The following is an 11642-nucleotide window of genomic DNA, read 5'->3' as shown; positions in this document are numbered from 1 at the left end:
GATGAGGTTGATTATAAAGATTGTGAGAGTTTAGGTGAACTAAAACAGTTAGTGGATTCATATATCGAAGAGTACAATAATGATCGTTACCAGTGGGGATTAAATAGGATGACCCCGGTACAATACCGAGGTCACCTGTTAGTTGCATAGGCTCTTTATTAAACTGTCCATATTATGGGTTACAGTTCATTATTAGGAATCGGTCTTCTTCTTTTTAGTTAACGGCACTATAAACCTCGAGCGATGGGCTTTTTTTCCGCGTCTATTTTCAGGAACAGAGATAAAAAGCTGATCCTTGGCCCGAGTCATCGACACGTAAAATAATCTTCTTTCTTCTTCAAGTGCAGTAAAGTCGCCATTTCGATAAGCTTCTAGAGCAAAATCGTGCGGCAAACTGCCATCGACGGCACCGATAATATAAACAATTTTGTATTCAAGTCCTTTCGAACGATGAATGGTACTAAGATGAATGGCTTCATGAAAATGTTTACTTAAATTTTTAATTTCTTTGTTCATAGCTGACATATGTTCGGAATGAGCTAGAAACGATTCAATTTTGTCGAAGCTTTTTGCAGCCACTTTCAAGTCTTTAAGATCGTCAGAGCCTTTTTCAATCTTATTCGACTCATTCCCGCGTTTTTTTAGGAAATCAAGAAAGCCAATATCTTTTTCGACTTTTTCAAGTGCTGTGTATGGTGAGACATGCTTTAAGCCGCGAATTATGGTGACGGCTTTTTTTAATTTCTTTTCCTGAAAAGCATGCGCAGTGGTTACATGTGAAAGAGCCTCAAGTAGACTACAATCCTTAAGGATGCTTTGAGCTTTTAATTCTTTTAGAACGGCTTGCTTAAGAAATAACAATGGCAAAATGTCAGACATTGCCTGTGGGTCATCTTCATTTAAGCTGACTTTTAAAAAGGATAGAGCACTTCTCACGATATAACGGTCGTAAAAGGCTTCTGCATCCAAATCAATCTTAAAAGGAAGGTTGGAGCCAGCCAATCTTTCAAACACCGCACGCGAGCCGGCATTGGTCCGATAGAGAATGGCGAAGTCGGAAGGGTTTGCTCCAAGGGATATCCGCTCTTGTATGTCAGTGACAATCATCGTTGCTTCTTCCTCTTCATCATAGGGAAAAAATAACTGCGGCAGTATTCCTGAAGAAAACTGTGCCTTCATTTTCTTCGTCCGTCTTATTTTATTTGCAGCAATCATTTGGTTAGCAGACGAAACAATTTCGTGAGAGGATCGATAATTTTGATCAAGTGTAACCATTTTTGCATAAGGAAAATCTTTTTCAAACTCTAGCAAATAGCTAGGGTCACTGCCTCTAAACGAATATATGGCTTGATCGTCATCGCCAACTGCACAAACATTTTTATGTTTTGCGGATAATAGTTTGATGAGTTCATATTGGACCTTATTAATATCCTGAAACTCGTCAATTAAAAAATAATGAAACCGATTTTGATACAGCTCCAGTAAGGAAGGGGTTGAGGAAAACAGATGATAACAGCCAATCAGCATATCATCAAAATCAAATAAACCCTCGTTTTTCTTGTAATCTTCATATCTTTTATATAGAAAGACTGTTTTTTCTTCCCATTCTGAAGTGGGCTTCACCGCATCAGGCATGAGCAGAGAGTTTTTCCATAGACCGATTTGTTGAAGAGCCAAATCATAAGCGAATTCTTTTTCTGATAAGTCAAGTTCTTTCCCTGCTTCTTTCAGGATTTTGTCTCTCTGCCATTCTTTTTTTAATAGTTTGCTAGATGACCAATTATGTGAGTCGTGGAACATCAGAATGCGATAAAATATGCTGTGAAAGGTACCAGTAACAAGTTGATTAATTTGATCTCGCTGTATGTGCGGATAGGTAAGGAGGCGGTTCTTCATTTCAGCAGCTGCTTTTGATGTGAACGTAACGAGCATAATCGTCCTCGGATCGATCAGTTTGTCTGCCAGCATATACGCTGTTCGTGCTGTTAACACCCGAGTTTTCCCACTCCCGGCACCGGCTAGCACTAATAGAGAGCCTTCTGTCTCTTTGACGGCGGCAGCCTGACTATCATCAAGTACAACTCCATTATCTGCAAGTTTTTGTAAAAAGGGTGAAAGTTCCAACAGTTTCTCATTCATTGCAGGAGTAAACGGAACTGTGTATTCAATTGTTTTGGCGGCTTTGAAGTAATCAATATGTTGCGGGGTTTTTGTAATGGTTCTACCCTTTGGGATGCTAAATCCATTCAATTCAGAAGATGTTTCTGATTCTGCTTTATCCAGTATGACAGAGGGCTCTGGACAATCTAGTTCAGGTGAATGTGTATGGAAAAAATGAGGTTCTTTGTGAATACCTAAAAACAAACGAACGTTTTCGTTGCAGATAGGACAATTCAATTGATCATTTTTTCCAGCGAGAAATATTTTCTGATATTGGTCCCTGCTTAACTGCTCAAGAACAATAGTTTGACTTTGATAAATTGCTGTTTTCATAATTTTTTATCCTCTATATCCAAAAATCAAGACATGTTCTATCATATCAAAACCAAAGGGGAACTGAAAGGGGTTCATCAACATTGATGGAATTACCAAAAAAGCACTTGGAGCGCCAAGTGCTTTTTAAGGTTATATTTTTTTTACCATTGTTTTATGAGGAATTCCTGCATCCATAAATTCCTCGGAAACAACCTCATATCCAAGTCCAGCATAAAAAGGAATCGCATGGGTTTGGGCATTAAGCTTTAATTTATGAATATCATTTTCACGTGCAAAGTTTTCAATCGAATCCATAATAGCTCTTCCTGCACCAGTTTTTCTTGCCTCTTTCAAGACACAAATTCGTTCAACCTTCCCATAGCCATCAACGAGACGAAAGCGGCCCGCACCAACTGGAGAACCATCGTGATACATGATAAAATGTTTAGCTTCATCCTCGTAAGCATCGATTTCCTCTTCAAGTGGAACTGCTTGTTCTTCAACGAAAACGGTTTTCCTTACTGAATAGGCATCTTCAAGTTCTTTTTGGTTTTCAACAATCTTTACGGTCACTTAAACTATTCCTTTCCAAGACGAAATGTTTCATAAACGGTCCAGGATCCATTTTCTAATTGATAAAGAAGATGGAAGCGGTCAATCGTTTCTTCATGATCAATTTTGGTCATACGTAATGAGCCAAATACATCAGAGTGCTCATCATTGGATAGTTTTTGCCCAATGGTGATATGTGGAACAAACGCATAGTCTAAGTTTTGCTCTGTAAATTCTTGATTAACTTCGTTATGCAAAGCAGTTAGTTCGTCTGTCTTGTCCACTTTAAAATAAATCACATTATTTACAGGCTGAAAGGAACTGATTTTTGAAGTTTTTAATGTAAATGCATGATGATCAGCTGCAACTCTTCGTAATTTATCAGCATATTCTTTCGCTTCTTCTTCGGACGCCTCAAAGGAATTTTTCAATGTAAGGTGAGGCGTAATTAAAGCGTAATGCGGGTCATAACGTTTTCGATAGGAATTAGCTAAATCCTGAAGTTTTTTTGATGGAAAAATAACAACTCCAAATTTCATACGTATACCTCCGTTATAAAAAATATTTTTATAGAAAAATAAATGTTTAAAGAAGTCTTCCTATTATTATAACAAATTTTCTAAATTTATTAAACAATTTAAGTGGATGGTCTAAATTATGAGTCGATAGTTATAAGACTAAAATAGCATTTTAAGTGCCCGTCTTAAATCAGGCTGCCAGTACGTCCAGGTATGGTCTCCGCTAAACTCTTCATAAAAATATGTAATTGGTTTGTCTGAAATAATTTTTGAAAGCTCCCTGTTCGGAGTTAAGAAATCTTTTAGCATGCCGTTTGTGGTCGGTACTTCCGTTTCTTGCTTCCCAATCACATGATAGAGTTGTAATAGCTGTCCCTCTGAGAAGTTCTTGACCGCATTCAATACATGTTCATCTACATATGGAGAATGCAGCAGGACTTTCCCAAATGTATGTGGGTATTGAAGTGTTGTCATTAAAGAAACGGCACCGCCAAGGGAGTCGCCAATAAGTGCTCTCGTCGAGCCCATTTGATAAGTAGGAAACTCTTGATCAAGAAAAGGAACTAATTCATGGGCTAGGAAACGGATGTATTGTTGATTCTGGGAGCCGCTTGGATGATATTTCTTGCGGCGGTCTTCTACATCCTTATAGGGTACCCCAATAATGATTAAGTTTTCAATTTCTCTTTGAAAAAGAAACTCGTCTGCCAATCGCGCGATTCTGCCTAATTGAAAATAATCTTGGCCGTCCTGGGCGATTAACAGCGAGTATTTATAAAGCGGTGAGAAGTTTGCTGGCAGATAGACAAGGATCTGTATATCCTCTCCAAGTTCACCACTATGAATGGTAAGTTCTTTGATGGTTCCTTTTGGAAACTCCATGTGATAATTCCCCCCATGATTCAATCTCTACCACTGCATTATAACAAAACTAAAGTGGAAATGCTTTCAATATTAAGGGGGCTGAATGAAATGTGAATGAAAGTGTGAATGAAAGTGTGAGGATTAGTGAAGGTAGCGGTGTTTGGTACGGGATTCAGGCAAAATGGATAATATATTTTCACGCTTAAAGGTACGTATTTGCTTTCGCAATAAACAATAAGCACGAATGTACTCTTCAGTTACTTCCCTTACAATCAAAGTCCGTTGCGAAAGCTCTTGATTTTCTGCAAGATAGATCATCTCGAGCGGTATATTTTCTTTAATTGAACGAATAAAAAGTCCATCCATGATCATCTCTCCTTTCCTCTGTATAATACTATTATACCCGAACATTAGTTCTTTATTCAATAAAATCAGAACTTATGTTTCTGTTTATTAGGTACCATTAGTGATAAAGGTTTTTGTGAATAGAAATGTTTTTAAAGGAATACTAAAAATGGTATTGACATTTTTGGTCTTTTTACTATAATTAAATATGTAGTTAAATAAGAGATCTGTTAGCTCAGTTGGGAGAGCGCAACCTTGACAGGGTTGAGGTCGGGGGTTCGAACCCCTCACAGGTCATCCGGACGGTAGAAACGTTGATATGACGGTGTTCTACCGTTTTTTATTGTCGATGACTTATGCGTTGACTTAATCGCAGGGTAGCGCTCCTATTTTCGGCAGGGTAGCGCTGGGTTATTACGTCTTTTGTTCCGTTGAAATAACGAACAGGAGGCGTTTTTATTTTGGCTGATAAACGAACTGGTAAGCGTGTCAAAAACGCTAGGACAATGCGTAAATCTGCGCATAACCTCGATAACCTATTCCAATCGTTCAAAGCGATAAAACGAGCGGAGGGAAGGGCGGAAGGTACGCTGAATCAATACGAAGATAATTACGGGTATTTTATCGAGTTTCTTGATAGGCACGATATAAAGCGATCAGTTAAGGATATTACGAAGGATACAATTCGCGATTATATCGTTTATATGCACGAGAAATGGGTTAAATTCCAAGATCATAAGTTTAAGCCGCAGGAATCAATGACGGTAGGATTGTCGCCAGCAACAGTTAATACACGGCTTAAGACGTTGCGCGTAATGTTTAAGTGTTTGTTTGAGGAAGGATTAATCGATAATAATCCGATGGAAGGTATAAAGAACGTAAGCGAGCCCGAAGAGGAAATCGTAGTCCTTACTGCGGATGAATTAAAACGGCTGCTGAACGTCCCTAATCAGCGTCATTATGCAGAGTTCCGCGACCATGTGCTAATGCATTTCCTAATTGACGGAACGACTCGAATAAGTGAAACGCTAGGCCTTAAACATTCCGATATTGATTTCGCAACCAGGACCGCTACAATACCGGCTAGCATAGCTAAGAGTAGAAAATCGAGGACAATACCGCTACAACATGTTACAGCTCGCTTAATAAAGGAACTGATTAGCGAAAATAAAACGGACTTTGACAGCGACTATATCTTTCTTTCTAACTACGGAGAACCATTAACGCGGGACCATTTCCGTAATAGATTGAATGGTTACGCTAAGAAGGCCGGCATAACTAAGAATGTGCATCCGCATTTATTCCGTCATACTGCAGCAACTATGTTCCTGGAATCAGGCGGAGATATTCGACACTTACAATTATTACTCGGTCATGCGGATTTACGTGTGGTGCTGCGTTATACTCATTTATCGAAGGAATCGTTAATAAACCAGCACGAAAAGTATTCAGCTATGAATATGATTACGGGCAAACTGAATAAGCCGCGAAAGATTAAGCGATAACCATTGCGTCACCTTAACGGGTGGCGTTTAATTTGCATTTGATTAAAGGGCACCGCATAGAATTTAGAGGAGGTGATGCTAATTGAAACTTGATGGTGATCGCAGAAAACAATCAAAAAAGACTTTATGGGGAGAAGAGTTAGATAGTGAATATGGAAATAACTTTACTCCGTCTTTCGATCCATTTTTTTCACGTAAGCATACCGAGGGTAAAAAATATAAATGTACTTATTGCGGGAATGCATACGAAAATCATGAAACTGAAATATATAAAAACAGTCTTTACTGTAGGGCGTGTGCTCAAGGTTTATACCACTACGACGATTAATGCGTGCCGTCGTAAATTTTTTTTGTTTACATACAGAACTTATGTTCGTATATAATAAGAATGAAGGAGATGACCGTTATGACGATAAGAGACCGCGGAAAAGTTAAATGGCAGTTCGCCTTTGGAATGCCGGAGCTAATAAAGGCACAGCGTAATATGTGGCGTGATAGTGAGCGCGTCACCACGGGGTGACGTTTTTATTTGTACAAAAATTAAAGAAAGCCCTATGTTCAAGGGCCCAATTGTCGTGTAAAGTATCGATAATTAATTCTTAGAGTTTTCCTCAATTTTATGAATATACACGACACCGCTCGTTACAACTGAACCATTTGTTTCACCGCAATGGGGGCAATTTAAATACTCACGCTCTTTGCCTCCAGGGACATTCATTTCCGTAACTTGGAAATAAAACTCTTTTTCACATTTTTTGCAGTTTATCAAAAGACATCCCTCCGTGTACTTTTATTAATAACTCAAAGTATATATTCGCTAAGTTGTAAGCGTTTTCCTTTTTGAAATCATTTATTTGACGGAATTATAGAGGATATTACGAATATACCTACTGGGGGTATATAATAGAAGGAACTCGGTATTTCGGAATATGTGCGGGTAATGGTGCGTAATGTGGAAGAACATACCGGTAGGCTCTATTGATTTTGACTATCGTCATTATCTTGCCGATTTTGTTTTATTTGGGAATAAATTAAATAAAGTCCAAAAGCACCCGGAATCGACATCATAATCAGAAGAAACCAAAGAGTGTTTATAAAATGATTGTATATCCACGAAAACATGATGGCACCTCCTAATTGTAGGATGTCCGAAACGTCTTTCTTACAAACGGAATAATCATCAGCAAGAAGGTGCCGGGACGGAGAGCCTTCCAGAACTCACGGGGTTGTCGAAACGTAGGCCGAGCGGTAGCTACACGCTCAGCTATCCGCATACTTAAAACCCGGTGAAACTTTTGACGAAACGATGCATCCCTTTAGCAGATTAGAAATTACTGCAACCGGACCATTTCGCGGATATGTAAGAGAACAGGCAGATAGCCCTAACTAAGGGTTTTTATTTTGCCCGCTTGAACCACTCGGAAATGACCATGACCGAAGTGGGAGGGAATTGGTCTTCCTTAAATTATGGTGCCTTATGGCGTCCTTTTTTATTACACCAAACCACTACCTCTTCCAATAGTCTCCTAATCTTCCGTTCAATTAATTATGGTAAAATTAATGTGAGGTGTTTTAAATGTTCGTAAAACCAATGCTATTACACAAATCGGACCAGCCGTTCGACGACTCCGACTGCATTACTGAACTCAAGCTCCTTTATGTCGAAAATAATAGATAAAGGAGATGACCCAATGAATAAAGTTGGTTTATTTAAAAATCTACAAAATGCAAGTCGAGGTAATTTCTTTTCAACAGAGATTCCTAAGGCTACAAAAGAAGATGAAAAAAAGATTGAAGAATGGGTTGGAGAATTAGAAAGTGAAGGAAAAATCAAGTTAAGAGAATGTGTACAGCGAGAATACTCGGTTTATTTACATGGAATAATTAAGTATGCATCCGAATAATCGGGTGCTTTTTTTTGGGTTGAAACGAAAGAGGATATTTCAAACCAAGAAAGCTGAGAGTAATTACTTTAGCTAAAAAAGCCCCAGCAGGTACGCCAAGGCTTAAATAAAATGGGCGGTTATGATAAGATTCATTAGGTCTTTCTTTCGCGTTGTATGTATAGTCACTCGGTTTACTTTCGAGGAAGTGCGAGACGGTGACCGCCATCAGTCCGATTGGCACCGTGACTGCGAGAACAAAGGACGCGTAAAGCCAGCGATATGGGTGCGGTGATTCCTCCGCGACAAAATCAATAGCGCTAATGTCGACAATCTTTAACGAGGTAATAATATAAACAGCGATGATAATACCGGTTGCTATGGCGAAATAACCTGCCCAACATAACGCATTTCTCATGTGAATCTCCTCCCAATCCTATTGGTTAAATCAAAGTTATAGCATTATATGTAAAATATAGTTATTTAAGTCTATAAAGTGAAAAAATAGCATCATCATGCAGAATTAGAAGAGTACCAAGGTCATCTGGTATAGTATGGAAAGTAAAGAAGGGGATATTTCGGTTTCCGCGTTCTTTGATTAACGGGTTTCGCTTTCAACACTTGCAAGGTTGCGCACCTATTCGGTATAATTCGACATAACGGAACAAATTTACGCATGACTTAACGCTGACTTATCGTTTACATAGCAACGTTGTCTTATCCGATGACTTACCGTAGGGAGTACCGGAAAACCATCCGCAACCTTGACAGGGTTGAGGTCGGGGGTTCGAACCCCTCACAGGTCATCATAATAGAGCCTTGGTAACCTTTGAGTTATCAAGGTTTTTTTTATTTAACAATTTAGTTTGAAGTAATACTGATGATTTGGTGGCAGAAACTATTACCCTTATAATTCGACATTATCCAACTTACCCCTTCTTCACCTACCTCAATGACTGCATTTATCTCAACTCACTTGTTGTCTTTTTTCTAACCGGATCCGGATTTATATTTTTCTAAAAAAATTTCTACTCTAGTTCCAGTTGTGATTAAGGATGTTTCATAAAACAAAAAATTTCCATTTTATTGGTAATGTACTTTTTGCAGTTTAAGTGCAAAAAAATAAGAATAGTGCCAAAAAATTTTTCATTTTTTTTCTTAAATAGTTCGCAAATAGGCATTTTTAATATTGGCACAGTATTTGCATGTTTATAAGTGAAACTAGTGAGTTCATAATCATCAAAGGGGGATAACAATGAAAACAGGTACGGAACGTGTAAAAAGAGGCATGGCTGAAATGCAAAAGGGCGGCGTCATAATGGATGTTGTGAATGCCGAGCAGGCTAAAATTGCGGAGGAAGCAGGAGCAGTGGCTGTTATGGCCTTAGAGCGTGTTCCTTCTGATATTCGCGCAGCTGGCGGCGTAGCAAGAATGGCAGATCCGAGAATCGTAGAGGAAGTACTTAATGCTGTTTCAATCCCTGTAATGGCTAAGGCACGTATCGGCCATATTGTGGAAGCACGTGTACTTGAAGCAATGGGCGTTGATTATATAGACGAAAGTGAAGTTTTAACACCTGCTGATGAAGAGTTCCATTTATTTAAAAGTGATTATACCGTTCCATTTGTTTGCGGATGCCGCGATTTAGGGGAAGCTGCCCGCCGTATTGGTGAAGGTGCATCCATGCTTCGTACAAAAGGAGAGCCGGGGACTGGAAACATCGTTGAAGCAGTCCGTCATATCCGTAAGGTAAATGCACAGGTTCGTAAAGTGGTTGGCATGAACGAGGACGAGCTTATGACAGAAGCAAAGCTTTTAGGTGCGCCATTTGAATTACTGCTTGAAATTAAGCGTTTAGGCCGACTTCCGGTTGTTAATTTTGCAGCTGGCGGGGTAGCAACACCTGCTGATGCGGCGTTAATGATGCAATTAGGAGCAGATGGTGTATTCGTAGGATCAGGAATTTTCAAATCGGATAACCCTGCAAAATTTGCAAAAGCGATTGTAGAGGCAACAACTCACTATCAAGATTATAAATTGATTGCCGAACTTTCCAAGGATCTTGGCACTCCTATGAAAGGAATCGAAATTTCATCCTTAGCACCTGAAGCACGTATGCAGGATCGTGGTTGGTAAGGAGTTTTTCTAGTACTAATTGGGTTATTTATTATTTTAAAAAAACAAACGTAAATCACTAACACAGTCGTGAAACCGCTTTAACGTTTTTGAAAATTTAGAATTTTTGTATTGACTTTGTTTTTTCTGACCCTTATACTCGTGTTAGAAAATGATCAGTTAGTTTTTGAAAGGAGGTTTAGGGGCATGCAAACACTGGAAACAGTGATTGTTACAGGATATGCAAAAGCTCCACAGGGAACTTCCATGTATGAAATGTATAAGCATGCGGGAATTGTACTCGAAGTGGATCCGAAAGAACATAAAATTATCAACGCCGAATTTACATTTGTTACAAAATTAACGAAAAATCATTTTCAAAAACTGCTGATTGGCTACTGTCTTAAAGACGGTGTTGAGCCCCTGATTGAACGAATTCAAAGCTTTTATTTTGCTCCATCCCAGCAAGCGATCATTGTGGCCCTTCAGGCTGCAGTTCAACGTTACTGGGATAACGTGAAGCAAAAGAATACATAACGTTTGGTTATAATAAAGTGGGAAGACGACCTCTTCCCATGGTCTTATTAAAACCGGGCAGACATGAACACTTTGTAAGGAATCGTCATTAATATGGCATTCTTTATAAAGGATTTATGTTTTGCTCGGTTTTTTATATTTTCCGAACTGTTAGTACACACGATAGTCAATGGAGAGGTAGGGGAAAAGATGAGCAAGCTGATTACATGCGAAGAAGCAGTAAAAAAAGTTAAAAGCGGCTCACGGATTATGGTAGGGGGTTTTGGGCTTGTAGGAAGTCCGCTTAGTTTAATAGCAGCTTTAGCTAAGCGGGAAGTCAAAGACCTAGAGATTATTAGTAATAACCTTGGAGAACCTGGGAAAGGTCTGGGAGTTTTAGTAAGGCAAAAAAAAGTTAAAAAAGCAATAGGTTCATATTTCACCTCCAACCCAGAAGTAGTTAAAGCCTATCAGGATAAAGAATTGGAAGTTGAGCTTCTCCCGCAGGGAACGATGTCTGAAGCCATTCGTGCGGGCGGTGCGGGCATTGGAGGGTTTTATACACCGGTCAGCGTGGGGACGAAAATCGCCGAAAACAAAGAAGAGCGTACTCTTAACGGTAAAAAATATGTGCTCCAGGAGCCCCTTAAAGCCGATTTTGCTTTCATTAAAGCGAAAAAAGCGGATCGATTAGGAAATCTCATTTACAACAAATCTGCAAGAAATTTTAATCCGATGATGGCAACATCCGCGGATGTTGTGATTGCAGAGGTGGATGAGATAGTGGAGGCAGGCCAGCTTTCACCTGAAGAAATTGTGACCCCGCATTTATACGTTGATTATATCGTTGTGAAGGAGGGGAATTAGC

The 11642-nt window shown here is 39.2% G+C and carries 14 protein-coding genes and 2 tRNA genes; 9 read left to right on the top strand and 7 right to left on the bottom strand.

Translation table 11 applies throughout. The annotated features are described in order from the left end of the window. On the top strand, positions 1–150 hold a 150-nt coding region (locus KW850_RS02165), incomplete at its 5' end, for an IS3 family transposase (RefSeq protein ID WP_218345943.1). A 42-nt stretch (positions 151–192) separates the two neighbouring features. Here KW850_RS02165 and KW850_RS02160 read toward each other — a convergent pair. The 5 genes from KW850_RS02160 to KW850_RS02140 all read right to left on the bottom strand — a co-directional run bounded on the left by KW850_RS02160 (position 193) and on the right by KW850_RS02140 (position 4775). Next, a complete protein-coding gene (locus tag KW850_RS02160; RefSeq protein ID WP_218345920.1) occupies positions 193–2493 on the bottom strand; it encodes a UvrD-helicase domain-containing protein in 2301 nt (766 codons plus the stop codon). Between the two features lie 132 nt (positions 2494–2625). Further along, a complete protein-coding gene (locus KW850_RS02155) occupies positions 2626–3048 on the bottom strand; it encodes a GNAT family N-acetyltransferase (protein ID WP_218345919.1) in 423 nt (140 codons plus the stop codon). Between the two features lie 5 nt (positions 3049–3053). After that, positions 3054–3566, bottom strand: a complete 513-nt coding sequence (locus tag KW850_RS02150; protein ID WP_218345918.1) for a YjcG family protein — start codon at positions 3564–3566, stop codon at positions 3054–3056. A gap of 138 nt (positions 3567–3704) precedes the next feature. After that, positions 3705–4427, bottom strand: coding sequence for an alpha/beta hydrolase (locus KW850_RS02145; protein ID WP_218345917.1), 723 nt, complete (start codon positions 4425–4427; stop codon positions 3705–3707). Positions 4428–4550: 123 nt separating this feature from the next. Next, on the bottom strand, positions 4551–4775 hold the full coding sequence (locus KW850_RS02140) for a hypothetical protein (protein ID WP_218345916.1): 225 nt from the start codon (positions 4773–4775) through the stop codon (positions 4551–4553). A 203-nt stretch (positions 4776–4978) separates the two neighbouring features. Here KW850_RS02140 and KW850_RS02135 point away from each other — a divergent pair. The 3 genes from KW850_RS02135 (at position 4979) to KW850_RS02125 (ending at position 6587) form a co-directional block, all read left to right on the top strand. Beyond that, positions 4979–5051 (top strand) — tRNA-Val (locus tag KW850_RS02135). Between the two features lie 164 nt (positions 5052–5215). After that, the gene (locus KW850_RS02130) at positions 5216–6259 is read left to right on the top strand and encodes a tyrosine-type recombinase/integrase (protein WP_256358021.1); all 1044 of its coding nucleotides are present in this window, start codon (positions 5216–5218) and stop codon (positions 6257–6259) included. Between the two features lie 82 nt (positions 6260–6341). Beyond that, positions 6342–6587, top strand: coding sequence for a hypothetical protein (locus tag KW850_RS02125; protein ID WP_218345915.1), 246 nt, complete (start codon positions 6342–6344; stop codon positions 6585–6587). A 264-nt stretch (positions 6588–6851) separates the two neighbouring features. On the opposite strand, the gene KW850_RS02120 is transcribed toward KW850_RS02125, so the two are convergent. After that, a complete protein-coding gene (locus KW850_RS02120; RefSeq protein ID WP_218345914.1) occupies positions 6852–7028 on the bottom strand; it encodes a hypothetical protein in 177 nt (58 codons plus the stop codon). A gap of 922 nt (positions 7029–7950) precedes the next feature. On the opposite strand from KW850_RS02120, the gene KW850_RS02115 reads away from it, so the two are divergent. Beyond that, positions 7951–8163, top strand: a complete 213-nt coding sequence (locus KW850_RS02115) for a hypothetical protein (protein WP_218345913.1) — start codon at positions 7951–7953, stop codon at positions 8161–8163. On the opposite strand, the gene KW850_RS02110 is transcribed toward KW850_RS02115, so the two are convergent. Beyond that, entirely contained in the window at positions 8144–8560 is a 417-nt protein-coding gene (locus tag KW850_RS02110) for a hypothetical protein (RefSeq protein WP_218345912.1), read from the bottom strand. The genes KW850_RS02115 and KW850_RS02110 overlap by 20 nt on opposite strands. Positions 8561–8867: 307 nt before the next feature. Here KW850_RS02110 and KW850_RS02105 point away from each other — a divergent pair. The 4 genes from KW850_RS02105 (at position 8868) to KW850_RS02090 (ending at position 11641) form a co-directional block, all read left to right on the top strand. Then, a tRNA-Val gene (locus KW850_RS02105) sits at positions 8868–8949 on the top strand. Positions 8950–9397: 448 nt separating this feature from the next. Then, a complete protein-coding gene (gene pdxS, locus KW850_RS02100; RefSeq protein ID WP_218345911.1) occupies positions 9398–10279 on the top strand; it encodes a pyridoxal 5'-phosphate synthase lyase subunit PdxS in 882 nt (293 codons plus the stop codon). A gap of 186 nt (positions 10280–10465) precedes the next feature. Then, positions 10466–10795 carry a DUF3870 domain-containing protein gene (locus KW850_RS02095; protein ID WP_218345910.1) on the top strand — a complete coding sequence of 110 codons (330 nt, stop codon included), beginning with the start codon at positions 10466–10468 and terminating at the stop codon, positions 10793–10795. 189 nt (positions 10796–10984) lie between these two features. Next, a complete protein-coding gene (locus tag KW850_RS02090; RefSeq protein WP_218345909.1) occupies positions 10985–11641 on the top strand; it encodes a CoA transferase subunit A in 657 nt (218 codons plus the stop codon). The last annotated feature ends 1 nt before the right edge of the window (position 11642 follow it).

This window comes from Bacillus sp. sid0103, from assembly GCF_019219025.1.
The sequence above is the reverse complement of the archived record's forward strand: the minus strand, read 5'-3'. Positions and strand labels throughout refer to the sequence as shown.